At 61.9% G+C, this 17,138-nt stretch carries 19 protein-coding genes; 8 read left to right on the top strand and 11 right to left on the bottom strand.

What is annotated here, in order from left to right:
* Window positions 1-103: 103 nt before the first annotated feature.
* Window positions 104-1,768 carry a S10 family peptidase gene (locus PQR53_RS24275; RefSeq protein WP_408459488.1) on the bottom strand — a complete coding sequence of 555 codons (1,665 nt, stop codon included), beginning with the start codon at window positions 1,766-1,768 and terminating at the stop codon, window positions 104-106.
* 208 nt (window positions 1,769-1,976) lie between these two features.
* Entirely contained in the window at window positions 1,977-3,536 is a 1,560-nt protein-coding gene (locus PQR53_RS24270; RefSeq protein ID WP_408459485.1) for a S53 family peptidase, read from the bottom strand.
* A gap of 306 nt (window positions 3,537-3,842) precedes the next feature.
* On the opposite strand from PQR53_RS24270, the gene PQR53_RS24265 reads away from it, so the two are divergent.
* A complete protein-coding gene (locus PQR53_RS24265; protein WP_408459482.1) occupies window positions 3,843-4,352 on the top strand; it encodes a DUF1993 domain-containing protein in 510 nt (169 codons plus the stop codon).
* A 226-nt stretch (window positions 4,353-4,578) separates the two neighbouring features.
* Here the strand turns inward: PQR53_RS24265 and PQR53_RS24260 are convergent, their stop codons facing one another.
* Window positions 4,579-4,899, bottom strand: a complete 321-nt coding sequence (locus tag PQR53_RS24260; RefSeq protein WP_408459540.1) for a YnfA family protein — start codon at window positions 4,897-4,899, stop codon at window positions 4,579-4,581.
* 136 nt (window positions 4,900-5,035) lie between these two features.
* Between PQR53_RS24260 and PQR53_RS24255 the strand changes: the two genes are divergently transcribed.
* Entirely contained in the window at window positions 5,036-5,209 is a 174-nt protein-coding gene (locus PQR53_RS24255; RefSeq protein WP_323045829.1) for a DUF1289 domain-containing protein, read from the top strand.
* A gap of 104 nt (window positions 5,210-5,313) precedes the next feature.
* On the opposite strand, the gene PQR53_RS24250 is transcribed toward PQR53_RS24255, so the two are convergent.
* Window positions 5,314-5,943, bottom strand: coding sequence for a LysE family translocator (locus PQR53_RS24250; protein ID WP_408459479.1), 630 nt, complete (start codon window positions 5,941-5,943; stop codon window positions 5,314-5,316).
* A 168-nt stretch (window positions 5,944-6,111) separates the two neighbouring features.
* Here PQR53_RS24250 and PQR53_RS24245 point away from each other — a divergent pair, with 168 nt between their 5' ends.
* Together PQR53_RS24245 and PQR53_RS24240 are read left to right on the top strand one after the other, a co-directional pair.
* A complete protein-coding gene (locus tag PQR53_RS24245; protein WP_408459476.1) occupies window positions 6,112-6,579 on the top strand; it encodes an Lrp/AsnC family transcriptional regulator in 468 nt (155 codons plus the stop codon).
* Window positions 6,580-6,644: 65 nt separating this feature from the next.
* Window positions 6,645-6,878: a hypothetical protein gene (locus PQR53_RS24240; protein ID WP_408459473.1), complete on the top strand. Its 234-nt coding sequence runs from the start codon at window positions 6,645-6,647 to the stop codon at window positions 6,876-6,878.
* A 515-nt stretch (window positions 6,879-7,393) separates the two neighbouring features.
* Here PQR53_RS24240 and PQR53_RS24235 read toward each other — a convergent pair.
* Window positions 7,394-7,810: a hypothetical protein gene (locus PQR53_RS24235; RefSeq protein WP_408459470.1), complete on the bottom strand. Its 417-nt coding sequence runs from the start codon at window positions 7,808-7,810 to the stop codon at window positions 7,394-7,396.
* A 206-nt stretch (window positions 7,811-8,016) separates the two neighbouring features.
* On the opposite strand from PQR53_RS24235, the gene PQR53_RS24230 reads away from it, so the two are divergent.
* Together PQR53_RS24230 and PQR53_RS24225 are read left to right on the top strand one after the other, a co-directional pair.
* A complete protein-coding gene (locus tag PQR53_RS24230; protein WP_408459467.1) occupies window positions 8,017-8,172 on the top strand; it encodes a hypothetical protein in 156 nt (51 codons plus the stop codon).
* A gap of 135 nt (window positions 8,173-8,307) precedes the next feature.
* Entirely contained in the window at window positions 8,308-9,975 is a 1,668-nt protein-coding gene (locus PQR53_RS24225) for an NRAMP family divalent metal transporter (protein WP_408459464.1), read from the top strand.
* Window positions 9,976-9,993: 18 nt separating this feature from the next.
* On the opposite strand, the gene PQR53_RS24220 is transcribed toward PQR53_RS24225, so the two are convergent.
* On the bottom strand, window positions 9,994-10,467 hold the full coding sequence (locus PQR53_RS24220) for an OsmC family protein (RefSeq protein ID WP_408459463.1): 474 nt from the start codon (window positions 10,465-10,467) through the stop codon (window positions 9,994-9,996).
* A 116-nt stretch (window positions 10,468-10,583) separates the two neighbouring features.
* Between PQR53_RS24220 and PQR53_RS24215 the strand changes: the two genes are divergently transcribed.
* Window positions 10,584-11,225, top strand: a complete 642-nt coding sequence (locus tag PQR53_RS24215) for a GntR family transcriptional regulator (RefSeq protein ID WP_408459460.1) — start codon at window positions 10,584-10,586, stop codon at window positions 11,223-11,225.
* On the opposite strand, the gene PQR53_RS24210 is transcribed toward PQR53_RS24215, so the two are convergent.
* On the bottom strand, window positions 11,226-11,585 hold the full coding sequence (locus PQR53_RS24210) for a hypothetical protein (RefSeq protein ID WP_408459457.1): 360 nt from the start codon (window positions 11,583-11,585) through the stop codon (window positions 11,226-11,228).
* 273 nt (window positions 11,586-11,858) lie between these two features.
* On the opposite strand from PQR53_RS24210, the gene PQR53_RS24205 reads away from it, so the two are divergent.
* Window positions 11,859-13,865, top strand: coding sequence for a bifunctional DedA family/phosphatase PAP2 family protein (locus PQR53_RS24205; RefSeq protein WP_408459454.1), 2,007 nt, complete (start codon window positions 11,859-11,861; stop codon window positions 13,863-13,865).
* 281 nt (window positions 13,866-14,146) lie between these two features.
* On the opposite strand, the gene PQR53_RS24200 is transcribed toward PQR53_RS24205, so the two are convergent.
* The 4 genes from PQR53_RS24200 to PQR53_RS24185 all read right to left on the bottom strand — a co-directional run bounded on the left by PQR53_RS24200 (window position 14,147) and on the right by PQR53_RS24185 (window position 17,137).
* A complete protein-coding gene (locus PQR53_RS24200; RefSeq protein WP_408459451.1) occupies window positions 14,147-14,401 on the bottom strand; it encodes a DUF2934 domain-containing protein in 255 nt (84 codons plus the stop codon).
* A gap of 181 nt (window positions 14,402-14,582) precedes the next feature.
* A complete protein-coding gene (locus PQR53_RS24195; RefSeq protein ID WP_408459449.1) occupies window positions 14,583-15,365 on the bottom strand; it encodes an ABC transporter substrate-binding protein in 783 nt (260 codons plus the stop codon).
* 181 nt (window positions 15,366-15,546) lie between these two features.
* Window positions 15,547-16,353: a TauD/TfdA dioxygenase family protein gene (locus PQR53_RS24190; RefSeq protein WP_408459446.1), complete on the bottom strand. Its 807-nt coding sequence runs from the start codon at window positions 16,351-16,353 to the stop codon at window positions 15,547-15,549.
* Between the two features lie 40 nt (window positions 16,354-16,393).
* Window positions 16,394-17,137: an amino acid ABC transporter ATP-binding protein gene (locus PQR53_RS24185; protein ID WP_408459443.1), complete on the bottom strand. Its 744-nt coding sequence runs from the start codon at window positions 17,135-17,137 to the stop codon at window positions 16,394-16,396.
* Between the last annotated feature and the right edge of the window lies 1 nt (window position 17,138).

The raw sequence follows: 17,138 nt of genomic DNA, 5'->3' as shown, positions 1-17,138 counted from the left end.
GGTCTTGCCATACGTAAATGCACGTTGCAAGGCCGCGCCGAAGCGCTGCTTAAAAAGGCAACGCGCCAGCCTGCGCGCCGCTCGGGCCCTGCGCCAGCAGCGCTTACTTCGGCTTGCTCGCCACTCGCGCCTGCAACGCACGGATACGCCCGAGCGCCTGAGTATTGGACACCGTTGCGTCATACATACTGGCGAGGTCCGCCTTGAGCGCAGTACGCGAGCCGCCGTCGAGATAGACCATATGCCCCGACGGATAAAAACGCGCCGACAGATTCTGCCGCACCTGCTGGCTGAGAAGCGGCATTTCCTGCAGATCGATCACGGTCTGATAGAACGGCGTGACGTAGTCGAAGAAACCGTTCGCCGACAGGACCTTCAGGTCGGGATTGAGCGCCATCACCGCGGCAAGGTCGCCGGCGGTGTACAGAATGATGTTGCCCTTCGCGTCGAGCCCCTTCTGCGCGCCGGTCGGATCGATGTGGCCGAAGTCCCAGTACTTGAATGCCTGATCGTTGAGATCGGTAAACGCCGAATTCGACGTGTATTTCAATTGTTCGTTGAGATACACGTTCCACATGGTCGTGTACACGCCAGTTACCGCCGTCATGGTCGGATCGTTGCCGCCGGAATTCGGGTCGATCTTGCCGGCAATGCCCGTGCTGATTGCCGTCACGCGACCGTCATACTCGCCGAGCGCGAGACCCTGCGATTTCAGCAACGTGGTCAGGAACAGGGAATTGCCACGGCTGTCGTATGACGCGACATCGAGGCTCCAGGCAAGCAAGGTCGTCTTGTCGATACCGGTGTATTCGCTGAGTTTCTCGACGGTTGCGGAATCCGTGGTGGGAAACTTGCGCAGCGCCGCCAGATAGTCGGTACGCGCAAATTGCGCCACTTCTTCGGCAAACACGCCGAGGTCGGTCGGCCGCGGCGCGATACCGAGTTTCTTGTGATACCACGCGTCCGCGGCGGCGGTGGGCAACACGCCGACCGGGTTGCCGGATTGCGTGTAATCGAGAATCGACGATTGCAGCGTGACGCCGTTCAGGTCGACGCCGTCTTCATGCAGACGGTAGGCAAGGACACAGCTGCGGGCCGTGCCATAAGACTCGCCATACAGATACTTCGGCGAATTCCAGCGATTGTTTTTGGTCAGAAAGCGCTTGATGAACTGCTTGATCGAGTCGGCATCCTGGTCGACGCCCCAGAAGTCGCGGTTCTTTTTCGGCGCAATTGCCGCCGAATAGCCGGTGCCGACCGGGTTGATAAAGACGAGGTCGCTCTTGTCGAGCAGGCTGTCCGGGTTGTCTTCCATCGCGTAGGGCGCGGGCGGCGTAAAGCCCGGCATCGATGTCTTGATGCGGCGTGGCGCGAACGAGCCCAGCAACACGAACACCGAGGACGAGCCCGGGCCGCCGTTGTAGAAGAAAGTCACCGGGCGCGTTTCCTCCTTCTGGTTGTCCTGCGTGAACGCGACGTAGAACATTTTGGCGTCGGGCTGCGAACTGCTCGGGTCGACAATGACGAGGTGCCCCACTGTCGCCGTGTAGTTGATCTTGTGGCCGCCGATCGTGGTGGAATGGTGCGTGAGCGCGGCTGCTTCAGCGGTGTCGGTAACGGAGTCGTCCGGACCGTTGCCGTAAGCAACCGGATCGAAAAACGGCTGATCGCCGGCTTGACGCGACGTGCCGACGGCAGCCTTTGCGGACGAAGCATGCGTACTGTCTGACGACTGCGGACTAACGGAAGCTGACTCGGGGTTCGTCATGATCGCTCCATGGGTTCGTTAACGTCTTGGTGTCTCGTGTGTGTCTCGCGGTGCCTGTGGCGTCTGTGGCGCCCGTGTCTCCTGAAGCCTTGCACCGTGCCGCCTGCGGCCTGAACGCGGCGCGCCTTGGGACCCGCCGCGAACGACCGGCGGTCCCTCAGCCGACAGCCAGCCAGGCTCGCCGCGAACCGACCGGCGGCTCATCAGACTATAGTGCCGCCGCCACCTTCTGGCCATTGGGGCTGCCGAGACCCGTGCATGCATCCCAGCCCTTCGACGCGGCAAAGCTGCCGTTGTTGCCTTGCGTGATGTCGTTGCACGCGCCCGGCGCCTTGTACAACTTCGGGTTGATGAAGCCGGCCGGCTGCCCTTTCGCCGCATTGACCCGCGCAATCAACGCCGCCCACAGCGGCGCGACCGCGCTGGTGCCGCCGACCACCGTCTGCGTACCGTCGATCAATACGTTATAGCCGGTGACAGGCGACGCATCGCCGGCCACGTCGGGCACGCCACGCCCGCTGAGCGCCTTCTTGCCGCCGCTCGATGAGGTGACCGACAGGCCCTTTTGCCATACCGGCACAGGAAAGGCCTGGCTCACGCCACCGCCGCCCGCGCCGCCCTCCTCGCCGTCGTTCCACACCACCTCACGCGAGATCGAAGTGCCCGACGCCGTCAGGTTCGTGCCGCCGCATGCCAGCACATAGGGGCTCGACGCCGGAAAGTCGACCTGATCGCCGCCGCCAGAACCATCGCTCGAACCGCTATCACCGGATGCCGCGCACACAGTCACACCCAGAGCCGCTGCTGTTTGCAGCACGCTGTTGAAAGCCTGGATCGACTGGCTGGTCCAGCTCGACTCCGGCGCGCCCCAACTGATCGAGACAACCGACGGTTTGTTGGCCGTGTCATGCACCGCGCGGCTCACCGCGTCGATAAAGCCGGCGTCGCTGTTCTGCGTGAAATAGACCGCGATCGCCGCGCCAGGCACGATCGCGCCGACGATCTCGATGTCGAGCGTGACTTCGCCGTCTGGCCCGTTCGGGTCGCCGCTCGGCTGATTGCTGCCCTGATCGACGCCCACTGATTTCACCGTTGGCGAGGCAACCCCAAGGCTCCCAAAGTAAGTCTTGAGGTCGGACGTGTTATACCCTCCGCCGAGTTCGATGATGCCGACACATTCGCCCTTGCCGTCGCTTTGCGGAAACTGATACAACGATGCGAGCTGCAGCGGCGTAAAGGACGCCTGATGCCCCTTGGCCGGCTGGAACGGCGGCCGGATGCGAAAGTGCGGCCGCGCCTGAGGCCGGTTATCGAGCCCGAGCACGGCCTCCACGACACCATGCAGATCGTCCGGCACGCTGATCGTGCCGGTGCGGCCACGGAACTGGCCCGCGTTGTGATGCTGGTAATGCTCCAGTTTCACGCCGAAGGCCGTCTGAAACTGTGCGATCGTGCCGCTCAACAACACCTGGCGCGCCGCGGGATCCTCTCGGACCACCGTCAAGCCGTGGGCGGTGGCAAAGGCTTTGACCTTGGCAATGTCTTCCGGCGCGGCGCCGTAATCTTTGGCGAATGCTTCGCGCGAAAGGGGCTTGACGCTCGGGTCGCCCGCTTCGATCTTGCTCATCAGTGCGTTGAACTGCGCCTGCTGCTGCCGGCGCAGCATCACGAAAACCTCGATCCGTTCCGCCGGATCGCATTGCCCGATAACTTTCGAACCTTGCTCTACCGTGCGCTCGCTGCCCGGCAGCGTTTGTCTATTGACCATGGTGTCGATTCTCCTGTTAGCGTGACGGCGCGAGCCGCGAGGGGGACCCCAAGGCACGGCACGCGCCTGCACGAACTCACCGCCGCGCGACCCGCGCCGGCTCGTTGTTTCAAGGACTGCGCCAAATCGTCCGACCCATGCATTCGAACACAGTTCCGGTGCGGGCGGCAGTTGTCCGAATGGCTAACGCCTGGCTGGATCAATGCGCATCGTGCAGCGCGCGCGCTATGATGCTGAAGCGGCAATCCAGCCGTTGCAGCGCCTCGCGCGCCACCCGCGCGCACGATCGGAGAATCAGAGGAACCCATGTCAATTTCGATGTATCAAGCCTCATTGCCCGTGCTGGTGCGCGGCATGACCAACCTGCAAGTCATTCTCGGCAAGGCCCAGGCGCACGCTGCCGAAAAACAGATCGACCCGTCCGTGTTCACGAACGCCCGGCTCGCGCCGGACATGCTGCCGCTGGTGCGCCAGGTCTATATCGTGAGCGATACGGCAAAGGGCTGCGCCGCGCGTCTGGCCGGTGTCGAAGCGCCGAAGTTCGACGACGTCGAACAGACCTTCGACGAACTCCATGCCCGCCTTCAAAAGACGATTGATTATCTGAAGGAATTCAATGCGCAACAGATCGACGGATCGGAAGAGCGTGAGATCACGCTGAAAATGCGCAGCGGCCCGATCGAATTCACGGGGCTGTCGTATCTGCTCGGTTTCGTGCTGCCGAACTTCTATTTTCACGTCACGACGGCGTATGACATTCTGCGTCACAACGGCGTCGAACTCGGCAAGCTCGACTATCTGGGCGGTATCAAGTAAGTATGTGGGCGTGCTATCGCGTGTGCTATTGATCGAGCGGCACGTGAATGCGGCATGAGCAGCACGCGGGCCACATGTGGTTCACGCGCCTCGCGTGAACCACTCTGCGGTCGCGTGTGAACCGCGCATGATCCATACATGAGCCGCGGATAAGGTACGCATGAACCGCTCACGCCCCAAAGCATAAGCCACCCATAGGCTACGCACAGGCCATGCACGACGAGCATCAAACGCGTGGTTGGAACGCGATGATCGCCATGCCCGCCAGAGTGAACGCCACGCCGGCCGCATCCCACAGCGTGGGGCGCACTTTGTCGACGCACCATAGCCACGCGATAGCCACCGCCACATACACACCGCCGTAAGCCGCGTATACGCGGCCTGCGGCGGTGCCATGCAGCGTCAACAGCCAGGCGAACAAAGCGAGGCTGAGCGCGCCAGGCACCAGCAGCCAGACCGAGCCGCCCTCCTTTATCCAACGCCAGGGCAAGTAGCAGCCGACGATCTCGGCCACGGCGGTCACGGCATAAAGCAGAAAAATTTTCATCGAAGATAGAAGCGAGTGGTTGTGTTGCCGCGTGACTGTGCGCAGCAGTCTATCGGCTTTATTAACACAATCACTTTGCGCGCGGGCATGACGCATGCGAGAGTCGTCGCAACTTTCCCCCTATTGCCTGCCTGTCATGAGTATCGCGTCCCCCTGTATCGACATCTGCAAGTTCGACGATAAAACCGGCCTTTGCATCGGCTGTCTACGCACTCGCGACGAATGTAAAAGCTGGAAGAAGATGAAAGACAAGCATCGCCGGAAAATCATCGAGGATCGTTCGCGCCGGGAGCATAAATTGCGAAAGTGAGCAGCGGCGCGTGATCTTGGAACGGTTTGGCCTCGTGGCTTAAGCGATCGTCCGTTTAAGCGATCCTCGAACCCAACCCGGCGCGCCATCATCACCGCCGCACGTCAGTCAAGCGAGAGCCGCAGCGCGAAGCCGATCAGCGCCGCGGAGAAAGTCCAACGCTGCAGTGTCTGCGCAAGAGGATGAGCCCGCATCCAGCCGGCGATTCGTGCGGCGCCGATCGCGTACATGGCGTCGAAACACGCGCCGATGGCGAGCAGTACCAGACCCAGTTCGACCATCTGTAGCGCAACCGGTCCGCCCTCGGGACGCACGAACTGCGGCAGCAGCACCGAACAGAACAGCAGCGCTTTCGGGTTCAACAGATTGGTTAGCAAACCCTTGACGAAAGCGGCATGCAAAGGCCGCGACTCGACACCCACCGCACCGCCCTCAGGCAACGCGAACACAGGTGAGCGGAAGATCTGAATGCCGACCCACGCCAGATACACCGCGCCGCCGTAACGCACCACGTCGTATAGCCAGGGCGCACTGCGCAACAGCGCCGCCACGCCACATGCCGACAGCGTGACGTGCGTCGCACGCGCGACGCCCAACCCGCCCGCTGCCGCGAAGCCACTGCGCATGCCGCGCCCGATACTGGTCTGTAAAACCAGCGCCATGTCGGGACCCGGCACGGCATAAACCACCAACAACGCAGCGATATAGACGACTAGAAGGTGTGCGGAAATCATAGAAACCTCTTATTTTTAAGGGTTCTATTTTGCTATCGTCGGCGGAGGGTTTACTGGCGAAATGCAGTGCATCGGCGCTTCAGCCCTGGAGGAATGCGCTAATATCCCATCCCCCAGCCATGTTTTCCGCTAATACAAGGAAGCGCACAGGTAAGCGCCCCCAAAGTCATGTCAACCGACCTCGATAAAACAGATCGCGCGATCCTCGCCGCGTTGCAGAACGACGGCCGCATGTCGAATGCACGCCTGGCCGAAATGGTCGGCCTGAGCGAGACGCCTTGCGCGCGCCGCCTCAAGCGCCTCGAGCACGACGGCTATATCGACCAGTACCGCGCGATGCTTTCGCGCTCCGCCCTCGGCCTCGGCGTGGTCGCGTTTGTTTACGTGCGTTTTGCCGTGCACGACCGCGCGGTGGCGACCCGTTTCGAGCGCGAGGTGCAGGCAATCCCGCGAATTCTGACATGTCACAACGTATCGGGCAGCGCCGACTACATCTTGCAAGTGGTCGCGCGCGATCTCGACGACTACGGCACTTTTATGCGCGACGAGATGCGCAGCCTGCCTGGCGTGACGTCGGTGGAATCGGCGTTGTCCCTGCGGGAAGTGAAGGCTAACGGCGGGCTGCCGCTGTCCTGAATGCAGACATGGCATAGTCACCCATTTGATACGGCGCGAGCCGACCAGACGAGCACGGAGTTTTCATGGATCACGAAAAGGCAAGAGCCGAAGAAACAGCCGCGATGGAGCGCGTATTGACCGCAACCAAACGGGTCCAGGCGGCCTTCGCATCGCTGCAATCGCAATTTCCGCCGGCCGGCCCCGGCCAGCCTTCGCAGTTCGCGCTGCAAACCTTCGACGCTGCCTTGCAGGAACTCGAAGACGCTCAAGCCGCATTCGACGAATTGCTCGGCGATCTGCTTGACGGCAATCGTTGAGTGGCTTAGCGGTTCTCTTCACTGCATAGCCGCTGAGTAGCACGCGAGCGGTGGCCGTCATCGGTTTTCACTGAGGCGGTCGTCGCGCTATTCGGAGGTGCTTGCCGGACTTGACCGTTAGTTGCGTATCAACGTCTTTGACGTGGAATCACCGCAAGGCCGGTGCGTCCCTACCCGCTCCGCACGGCCCTCCCGTTTCAACGCGTTGCTGCGTTCAGAAGCGCGGTGGGTCAATCAACCCTGGCTACTCAAAACCGCTCTTGGCCCACATCCGACAATCGTTTCGTTTCCGACGCGCTGCTTCGGCACACTTATAAAATCGCGAGCACAAGCCGCATAAGAGCAATCGCACTCCGAAGTTTACGGCCGCCCTTCGACCGACACCGGGCCGTCTTAGTCCCGCTACACCTGTGCCCTTCATCCACCTGTCCTTCCTGTCATTTCTGAAAGACTCAGGCCGTCCAGAGACGACTAAGCGCGCTGTCCCACGCATAAAAGAAGAATATTTGCTTCGTTTAACGAAGCATGTTGACTTCTGATTGCGGGAGTGCATAAAATTCGCCCGTCATCACAAACGGGGCCATTGCCTTGGACACCAGCAGTAGTCGATTTTCGAACAGCTTCACTGCCTGACCAGCCCGACGCCCGCGCTCTCTTTTTAGCCGCCGTCTTGCCAGCAGGCAGACGGTGCGCGCCGTAATCACTCTCTCCGTGCACCTTAAGCAGCGCCATTCGGTCGCGCCGCGCTCGACGCATGTCTTGCGTTCGTGCGTCCCCGCGTCCGTATGGCATGGCGTCGCGAGCATCCACTCGCGGCTGCGTTCGCTCACGCCGGTTCGATCCGTTCGAACTCCGGCGCGGCCGGGCGCGTGGATAAACACGTGCGTACTCAACGTGGATGAGCAACGTCGATAAGCAACGTCGATGAACAACACCGATCCACCAATAAGCAACACCAATAAGGAGCCGCGATGCCGGACAGTGACAGTTACCCCTTATGCCGCTCAATTGCCGCGCAGTCTTTTTTTTGCCCGAGGAAAGTGAGTAGACCTTCGCCGCCACGCGCATAGCGCCGGCCGCGCTCCGTGTCTGCTGGCTTTCCGCGATCCGCGTAGAGCCATACGCACGGAGAAATACCATGTACATCGCCATCCTCGTACCACCCCGTCAGCAAACGCATATCCATAGCGACGCCGCACTCGCGCTTCACAGCGTCAAGCCGCACTGGCTCGCCGTGTCCTGGCACCGCGTCAAAGCGCTTTTCCCGCACTCCGTTCCGCCCTCGGCTTCGTAACGACCCGCTGTCAGTACCCGCACGCTTTCGCAACCGCATGCAGCGCCGTCGCTCGTCCCCATTCGACGACACGTGCGCTGCGGATCCCGAAGGCGCGCCACTGCACAAAAATCAGACCTACTCAGGCGGCTGGAAATGTCCACTCCAATCAACGTCTCACCACCACGCAGCGCCGTTCTCGACGAAGCTCATCTCGGCGACATCAAAGGCGCGCTCGGCACTATCGCGCATCACGACACCGCACCGCGCAACAACTGGTGGGCCCGCATCCGAACGCTGCTCGCGATTCTCGGACCGGGTCTCATCGTGATGGTCGGCGACAACGATGCCGGCGCCTTCGGCACCTACACGCAGGCGGGGCAGAATTACGGCACCGCCTTGCTGTGGACCATGCTGCTGCTCGTGCCCGTTCTCTTCGTCAATCAGGAAATGGTGCTACGCCTCGGCGCGGTGACGGGCGTGGGCCATGCACGACTGATCTTCGAACGCTTCGGCAAGTTCTGGGGCGCATTCAGCGTTGTCGATCTGTTCATATTGAACGCGCTCACCATCGTGACCGAGTTCATCGGCATCACGTTCGTGCTCGGTTTCTTCGGCATTTCGAAAGTGGCTGGCGTCTGCATCGCCGCGGCAGTGACGATGGCCGCGGTCAGTACAGGCAACTTCCGGCGCTTCGAGCGCTTCGCGGTCGCGCTCTGTCTGTTGAGCCTGCTGCTCGTCCCCGTGCTCGTATCGATTCATCCGCCTGTCGGCCAGATCGCGCGTGATCTGGTGATTCCGAACTGGCCCGCCCATTCGAAACTGAGCGATGTGATGTTGCTCGTGATCGGCATTGTCGGCACCACGGTCGCGCCGTGGCAGCTGTTTTTCCAGCAGAGCTATATCGTGGATAAACGCATCACGCCGCGCTTCATGAAGTATGAGAAAGCCGATTTGTGGATCGGCATCGTCTTCGTGATGATCGGCGCGGTGGCCATGATCTCGTTTTGCGCCGCGCTGTACGCAGGCAAACCGGAGTTCGGCAATTTCACGGATGCGGGCGGCGTGATCGCCGGCCTCGAAAGATATGCCGGCCGCACTCCCGCGGTGCTCTTCGCGATCGCGTTGCTCGATGCCTGCATCATCGGCGCGGCGGCCGTCTCGCTGTCCACCGCTTACGCAATTGGCGACGTGTTCAAGATTCGCCACTCGCTGCACCGCGGTGTATCGGACGCAAAAGGCTTCTACCTCGTCTACTTCGGCATTATCGCGGCCGCGGCGGCGCTGGTATTGATTCCAGGCAGCCCGCTCGGACTCCTGACTGAAGCGGTGCAGACACTCGCAGGGGTGCTGCTTCCGAGCGCAACGGTGTTTCTGCTGCTGTTGTGCAACGACCGCGCCGTTCTCGGCCCATGGGTGAACTCGAAAAAGCTCAACTTTTTCACCGGCGCAGTTGTCTGGGTGCTCGTCATGCTCTCGATCATCCTGACTGCGTCGGTGATGTATCCGGACATTACCGGCGAAGCGATTCTCGAAGTGCTGGCGGGCGGCACGCTACTGGCCGTTGTCGGCTACGCTGCAACCGTGACGCTTCGCAGGCTGCGGCCCGCAGCGACGAATGCCGGGGCTCCCGCGGCTTCCGCTCGCGAGCAACCGCTTTCGAAAGATGTGCGCAATACGTGGCGCATGCCGCCGCTGGAACAACTGCCGGCGCCGCAACTGACGCTGTCCAAACGCGTCTGGATGGGTGTGCTGCGCGGTTATCTGATCGTGGCCGTCGCGCTTGTCATCGTGAAGGTCGTACAGATGACGTTGCTGCATTAAGTCAACGCCGCGCGCGCATCATGCTGCTTCCGCTGCAATTTCCGGTTCGCACAAAACAGGAAAGTTGACGGAGTTCGCGATATAGCACTTCTCATGCGCGACATGGTGCAAACGCGTGGCCAGCTCGACATCGCCGCCCCGAATGACGACGTGCGGACGCAGAACGATCTGCGAAAAGCGGCCCTGCTCCGGCGTATCAAGCATTGTGCCTTCGGCGTTGTCGCGATAGCTCACAACAACGATTCCCGCATCCGAGCAAAGATGCAGATACCAGAGCTTGTGGCAGGCAGATGCCGAGGCGACCAGCAAGTCTTCCGGATTCCACCGGTTCGCGTCGCCGAGAAACGCCGCGTCCGATGATCCGGGAATCTCGGGCTTGCTCCCCGCCGCGATGATGTGGTCCCGACCGTAATCACGATATCCCGAGGTGCCGCTGCCGCGATTGCCTGTCCACTGCACCGATACCGCATATTTGTGCTCACCGTGCGCCATGCCACTCTCCTTTCCATCAACCAGGATTCGAATTAGCCACGCATGCATTCTATACGCACGCACCGGTTTTGGTATACCATTATTCCAAACGACAAGTATCCAAGGACTCACCGCAGATGGACCACAAACTGGATTCGACAGCCGATGCCATCGCCGTCTCACTACGAGAACTGATCGCGGCGGGTGAACTGGAGGACGGTGCACGGCTGGTCGAGCGCGAACTCGCCGATCGATTCGGCGTGAGCCGGGTACCGATGCGAGAGGCCATACAAAAGCTCGAGGGCGAAGGGTTGGTCGAACTCATGCGCAATCGCGGCGCCGTTGTGCGAACCCTGACGGAGTCCGATCTCGACGAGATCTACCGCCTGCGTATGTTGCTCGAAGGGGACGCCATCTTTCACGCAGTCAAGCGCATGGACACCGAGACGTTATCGCGCGCCGAACTCGTTCATCGGCTGCTGGGCGACGCCGATACGGCGCAAAGACAGGGCGAACTGAATCGCGAGTTTCATGAATTGCTATACCGCCCGTGTGAGAACGGCCGGCAATTGAAAGCGATCCGCGAGTTGCGCGCTCAGGTCGAACGTTACGAACGATTGCAAAGCACGCTGCTCGCCGATACGCCGGCCTTCCAGGACGAGCATCTGAAGATTCTCGAAGCCTGCGAGGCCGGCAACGCGCGCCTTGCGCGATCAATGACGGTGGAACATCTTGCATCGGCAAAGCGTATTGTTGTGCAACTGATTCGGGCTGAGTGACTACTGCGATCCGAACGCTCTACCCGTTACATTCGGTGCACGAGGATCCGGATTCATATTCAGGCTGGTGCCGTTCGCCCGCATATTGTTGAGCGCCGGGCTCGAGCCAACGCTGCCGGTTGCGCCGATCGCAGTGGAACGGCCCATCGTACCCGCGCCGGGCATCGGGCTCGGACTTGCCGCGCCCGTGCCCAAACCCGTCCCCATTCCCGTCCCCAGCCCCGTCCCCGCGCCGTTGATCCCAGCTGCCTGCAAACCGACCATGCCATGGGCGCCCAGGTTTGCCGACTGCGCATAAGCCGCACCGGTCAGCCCGATTACCAGCGCCGACATCAAAAAACTTTTTGCCACGATTTTCATAATCCACTCCGTCATACCGTCAAATTGTGGACCGAAGTACTCACACCATCGTCGCGATGTCGAGCAAACGTCGCTCGTGAAGAAGCCGGTCAAATAGTCAGACCGGTCGCCGGCCAGGTTTGTTCATCGCTGAAATTCAGGGTTTGATCGACGATCGGCCTTTGGACGTAAAGTTTCGCGCCGCCAGGCCACCGGGTACTGGTTTGCAGGAATGTCGGGCAACGCCGTGCGCGTTATGATCAACCGTTACGCCAGAACGGCCGATCGCGCACGATGGAGCACGCCTACATCCACCTTTTGCATCAGCTTGCCGGCCATCCGGCCTGGACGCTCACGGTCGTCTTTCTTGCCGCCTTCCTGGAGGCCATTGCCGTCATCGGCACCTTCATCCCAGGCAGCACTGCCATGTTTCTCGCCGGCGCGCTGGCCGGCACCGGTGCGCTGAGCCTCGGCTGGGTGTTCCTGTGGGCGATCGTCGGCGCGATCGCCGGGGACGGCATGAGCTTCTGGATCGGCTCACGCTACAAACACAGGATCGTCCAATTGTGGCCGTTCCGCACCCACCCGCAGGTACTCGGCGCCGGCAAACGCTTCTTCAAGAAACATGGCGCCAAGAGCGTCGTGTTCGCCCGCTTCATCGGACCATTGCGAGCGATCGTGCCGGTGGTGGCGGGCATGCTGGGCATGCCGCCGCTGCGCTTCTACGCGATGAACGTGTTGTCGGCGCTGCTATGGGCGCCCGCGCATATCCTGCCCGGCGTGGTATTCGGCGCCTCGGTGCTGCTGGCCGGCGCCGTGTCGTTCCGCCTCGTCGTGATCATCGCGTTGCTGGTGGGGATCGTCTGGCTGAGCTTTCGCGCGACGGGTTTCCTGCTCTCGCATGCCAGTGCGTGGTCGGGCGCGGCGGGCCGCTATCTGGGAAGCTGGGCGTGCCGTCACCCGGGCCCGTTCGGCCGTCTCGCGCGGCGTCTGCTGGACCCCGAACAGCCGGATGCCACCAGCGTGGTGGTGACGTCGCTGATCGTGCTGGTGTCGGGCGCGCTCTTCTTTGGGGTTCTCGAAGACGTGATCAGCGGCGATCCGCTGGTCAGCGTCGATCTGTCCGTCTATCACTTTTTGCAATCGGTGCGCACGCCCTGGAGCGACACCGTGCTTGCAGGATTGGCCACGCTTGGCAGCGTCGTCACGCTGACGGCGCTGGTCGTGACCGTCGTGATATGGATGCTGTTGGAGCGGCGTTGGCGCACGATCGGTTACTGGCTCGCCGCGGTCGTATTTTCCCAACTGCTGATCTTCGCTTTGCAATTCGCGATGCACCGCGCGCCGCCTAACGAACTCCTGTCAGGCGCCTACGTGTTCCCGAGCAATCACGTCGCCGCGACGGTGATCGTCTACGGCTTCCTCGCGTTCCTGCTGGCGCGGCGCGTCGGCATGCTGGAAGGTTTGCTGGTGACGACGGTGAGTACGGTGGTCGTGATCGTGGTCGCGCTGGCGGGACTTTACTTCGGCCGGTACTGGGTCTCCGACGCGATCGGCGGCGCCGCGCTCGCGTATATCTGGGTGGCCATCGTCTCGTTGACAGCCATGTTGCGGCATCCCGAAGTGCCGCCCACACGCAGCTTCATGCCGGTCGTGATTCTGCTGGTGATGCTCGTGAGCGTGGGCGTGCAGCTGAGCATCAAGCCACTGGCGCCGCCGCAGGATGCCATGTCGCGGCCGCCACCCGTGCTGGTCACGCAGACGCAATGGACGATGTCGCTGTGGAAGCGACTCCCCTGCTATCGCTCCGATATGGGCGGCGACTATAAGGAACCGCTGACGCTGCAATGGGTGTCGAATCTCGCTTCGATTAAGGGGCAACTGCGCGCCCAGGGATGGATCGAAGGCACGGACCTGTCCGCGCACAGCCTGCTCTCGCTTGCCTCGCCGAATGTCGCGGCCGTGTCGCTGCCGGTCTTGCCGAAGCTGAACAACGGCGTGCCTTCGTCACTGGTCTTCATGCGTCCCGGTGACACGCGCGACGAACGCGACGTCCTGCGCTTCTGGCCGAGCGGCTATGCGGTGGAAAACGGCGTGTCAGCCACCCCGTTGTGGGTTGGGGCGTTCGCCCACGAACGGCTCTCGCGGCGCTCGTGGCCGATCAACATTCTGCGCGTCGAAAAGGAAGTGTCGTCGTTCGACGCGCATACAAAAACCAGCGCGGGCCTCGGCGCGGCGCTCGTCGCCAGCGTAAGTTGCCATGGCGTGCCGGTGTCGCTGCTGTCCTCCCCAGAGGAATGAGCGGCGTGTTGCGCTCGCCTGTCCAGTTGGCTGCCTGGAGACGCGTGTTGGCCATACCAATCGGGAAATCGCCCTGCGCTCAATCACTTGGCGGAATTGGCCAGGACTTGTCCACAAGGATATGAACATTTTCTGTGGATAACCTCGGCCATGCGATCCACGCAAGCCGAGGCTCGGCCCGCATTTACCCGCGCTTACCTTCAGTCGAGAAAATCTGGCCGCCACCCGGCGGTGGCGGCGCACGCCCCGAAGCCGATTGGCCTGCCCGGGCTTTGCCAGGTTCAGCGAGTAGCCGAGTCCGACTCGCCGGGAGACATGTCCTGCAATTGTTCTTCCGGCGCGATCCTACCCGCGCGCTCACGCTCCGCCGACTGGTCGACGCTGAGCTCGGGTCGCTCCCCTCCATCATCGCCTTCCGCTTCGATCTGCCTGCGCGCCTCCTCCCAGTGCTGTTCTGCATTGCCACCCGGCGACGGGTCGTTTTCCCAGATTTGATACGCCCGGGTGCGAATGCGGGCTTCGAGATTGCTATCCATGCTCCGTTTCTCCGTGAAAATACGCGCGACGCTCGGGGCCATCGGAACAATCGGAACAATTCGAATAATCAGGCCGCGCCGTCTCGCACATTTCACGCAGCATCCGGCATGCCACGACGGCGATCGGCGCCTCCTGGGTGGATTCCGGCCGATGCCGTCACCGCCATTGGCCGGCCTGGCTTCACTGACCGTAGACGTCGAAGTCGAAGTACTTTTTCGCGATCCTGTCGTACGTGCCATCCGCGCGCGTGTCGGCGATCGCCTTGTCGATCTTCGCCTTCAGGTCGGTGTCTTCCTTGCGCAAACCGATCGCGGTACCGCTTCCCAGCGTCTTCGCGTCGTACAGCGCATTGCCGGCGAACGCAAAGTCCTTGCCGCGCGGCGTGCGCAGGAAACCCACATCAGCCTGCACGGCATTCTGCAGCGATGCGTCGATGCGGCCGGCAAGCAGGTCCGAGTACACGAGATCCTGATCCTGATAGGCCACGATCACCGCGCCGACCGGCTCCCAGTAGGTCTTCGCATACGTTTCCTGGATCGAGCCCTGCTCGACGCCGATGTGCTTGCCCTTGAGCGCTTCCGGCGTCGGCGTGATGGTCGAGCCTTTCTTCGCGACGAGGCGTGTCGGGATGCGGAATACCTTCGACGAGAACGCGATCTGCGCCTGACGCGCCGGCGTCATCGACATGGTGGATAGCACGCCGTCGAACTTGCGTCCCTTCAGTGCGGGAATCATCCCGTCAAAGGCGTTTTCGACCCACACGCATTTTGCGTCCAGGCGGCGGCAAATTTCATTGCCCAGGTCGATGTCAAAGCCGACCAGCTTCCCGTCGGCGGATTTTGATTCGAACGGCGGATAGCTCGCGTCGACACCGAACCGCACGGTCGACCAATCCTTCGCGGTTGCGCTGGCGGACGATACAGCGAGCAGCGCAATCGTCAGGGTTGCAAGCAGGGGTTTCATGTTTCTCCTTTTTTATGACTCTATTAATCAGATGCGCAGCGTAAAAAAAACGCGAACAACGACAAACCGGCGCTCAGCACGTCGGCGCCGGTGCGCCAAGGCGCATCGCGGCGGCCGCCCAGGACGCGCAGCGCACACTATAGATGATCGGAGGGATGCAGCAGGGCTTTGCCGACGGGGCTCAGGTCTCAACCGTCACGCGATGCATTTCGCGCCGTTCGCCGTAATAGTCGTTGATCGGCAGATGCTGGGTGCTGCGATTGTCCCAGAACGTCACGGTGCCCGGCGCCCAGCGCACGCGGCAGGTAAACTCGGCCTGCGTCGCATGCCGGAACAGATAGTCCAGCAAGGGCTGGCTCTCCTCCACCGTCATGCCCTTGAAGTGCGTCGTATAGGTCGAATTGACATAGAGCAGTTTGCGGCCGGTCTCCGGATGCACGCTAACCACTGGATGCTCGCCGCGCGCGTTGACGAGCCGCAGCGGTTCAAACGGCAAACCGGTCGCCGGATCGACTTCCGGCACCGGTGTCTCGTGAACGCCGACGAGCGGTTCGAGCAGGGCCTTCATCCCATCGGAGAGCGTGTCGTAGGCCATGTACATGTTGGCGAACAGGGTGTCGCCGCCTTGTTTGGGCGTCTCGATTGCATACAGGACCGAGCCGAGCACCGGCCGCTCGAGAAAGGTCACGTCGGAATGCCACTTCTCACCGAACACACGCCGGTCTTCCTTCTCCTTGACCACGCGCAGCACTTCCGGATGCCCGTCGAGCGGCTTCGCCATGATGTAGGGATGCACGTGCAGCGGCCCGAATTGCCGCGCGAAATTCTTGTGCTGCTCGAGCGAGAGCCGTTGCTCGCGAAACACGATCACCTGATAGCCGAACAGCGCGCCGCGCACCGCCGCAAGCGTGTCCGGGGCCAACGGCACCGACAGGTCGATGTCGAGAATTTCGGCGCCCAGCGCGCCGACCAGCGGTTGAATGTTCATGCCACTCTCCAGTCTTCCGGCACGGCTATCGCCGTCCAGCCTATAGCCTGCCAGCTTCGATGATCCGCTGCAAAAAGGCCCGCGTGCGTTCGCTTTGCGGGGCATCGAAAATCTGCACCGAAGGGCCCTCTTCGTGCACGCGGCCCTCGTACAGGAAACAGACCTTGCTCGCGACTTCGCGCGCGAACGCCATCTCATGGGTGGCGAGCAGCATGGTCATGCCTTCGGCGGCAAGGTCGCGCACCATGCGCAGCACTTCGGAAACGAGTTCGGGGTCGAGCGCCGAGGTGATCTCGTCGAGCAGCATCACGATCGGCCCCATGGCCAGCGCGCGGACGATGGCCACGCGTTGCTGCTGCCCGCCCGAGAGCCGGTCGGGAAAAGCATTCGCCTTGTGTTCCAGCCCGATGCGCTTGAGCAGCGCCAGCGCCTTGGCCTCCGCCTCGGCACGGTCGATCCCCAGCACACGGATCGGCGCCAGCGTGACATTCTGCAGCACCGTCATATGGGGAAACAGATTGAAGCTCTGGAACACGATGCCGATATCGCGGCGCAGCGCGTCGACGTCGACGCCGACGCCGGTCATCCGGTCGCCGTGAATCAGGATCTCACCGCCGTCGATCGGCTCGAGCCCGTTAATGCAGCGCAACAGCGTGGACTTGCCACAGCCCGACGGCCCGATCAGGCACACCACCTGATGTTCATCGACGTCGAGCCGCAGACCGTCGAGCACCGTGTGCTCGCCGTAGCGTTTGTGGATATCGCGGATTTCGATGAGCGGCATA

Origin of the sequence: Paraburkholderia fungorum (genome assembly GCF_046027605.1) — a bacterium.
Classification (GTDB): domain Bacteria; phylum Pseudomonadota; class Gammaproteobacteria; order Burkholderiales; family Burkholderiaceae; genus Paraburkholderia; species Paraburkholderia fungorum_F.
This window is presented reverse-complemented; position numbering and strand designations above follow the sequence as displayed.

Coding starts and splice junctions, on each gene's coding strand:
- PQR53_RS24275 (WP_408459488.1), bottom strand. CDS start 1,768: ATGACGAACCCCGAGTCAGCTTCCGTTAGTCCGCAGTCGTCAGACAGT.
- PQR53_RS24270 (WP_408459485.1), bottom strand. CDS start 3,536: ATGGTCAATAGACAAACGCTGCCGGGCAGCGAGCGCACGGTAGAGCAA.
- PQR53_RS24265 (WP_408459482.1), top strand. CDS start 3,843: ATGTCAATTTCGATGTATCAAGCCTCATTGCCCGTGCTGGTGCGCGGC.
- PQR53_RS24260 (WP_408459540.1), bottom strand. CDS start 4,899: ATGAAAATTTTTCTGCTTTATGCCGTGACCGCCGTGGCCGAGATCGTC.
- PQR53_RS24255 (WP_323045829.1), top strand. CDS start 5,036: ATGAGTATCGCGTCCCCCTGTATCGACATCTGCAAGTTCGACGATAAA.
- PQR53_RS24250 (WP_408459479.1), bottom strand. CDS start 5,943: ATGATTTCCGCACACCTTCTAGTCGTCTATATCGCTGCGTTGTTGGTG.
- PQR53_RS24245 (WP_408459476.1), top strand. CDS start 6,112: ATGTCAACCGACCTCGATAAAACAGATCGCGCGATCCTCGCCGCGTTG.
- PQR53_RS24240 (WP_408459473.1), top strand. CDS start 6,645: ATGGATCACGAAAAGGCAAGAGCCGAAGAAACAGCCGCGATGGAGCGC.
- PQR53_RS24230 (WP_408459467.1), top strand. CDS start 8,017: ATGTACATCGCCATCCTCGTACCACCCCGTCAGCAAACGCATATCCAT.
- PQR53_RS24225 (WP_408459464.1), top strand. CDS start 8,308: ATGTCCACTCCAATCAACGTCTCACCACCACGCAGCGCCGTTCTCGAC.
- PQR53_RS24220 (WP_408459463.1), bottom strand. CDS start 10,467: ATGGCGCACGGTGAGCACAAATATGCGGTATCGGTGCAGTGGACAGGC.
- PQR53_RS24215 (WP_408459460.1), top strand. CDS start 10,584: ATGGACCACAAACTGGATTCGACAGCCGATGCCATCGCCGTCTCACTA.
- PQR53_RS24210 (WP_408459457.1), bottom strand. CDS start 11,585: ATGAAAATCGTGGCAAAAAGTTTTTTGATGTCGGCGCTGGTAATCGGG.
- PQR53_RS24205 (WP_408459454.1), top strand. CDS start 11,859: ATGGAGCACGCCTACATCCACCTTTTGCATCAGCTTGCCGGCCATCCG.
- PQR53_RS24200 (WP_408459451.1), bottom strand. CDS start 14,401: ATGGATAGCAATCTCGAAGCCCGCATTCGCACCCGGGCGTATCAAATC.
- PQR53_RS24195 (WP_408459449.1), bottom strand. CDS start 15,365: ATGAAACCCCTGCTTGCAACCCTGACGATTGCGCTGCTCGCTGTATCG.
- PQR53_RS24190 (WP_408459446.1), bottom strand. CDS start 16,353: ATGAACATTCAACCGCTGGTCGGCGCGCTGGGCGCCGAAATTCTCGAC.
- PQR53_RS24185 (WP_408459443.1), bottom strand. CDS start 17,137: ATGCCGCTCATCGAAATCCGCGATATCCACAAACGCTACGGCGAGCAC.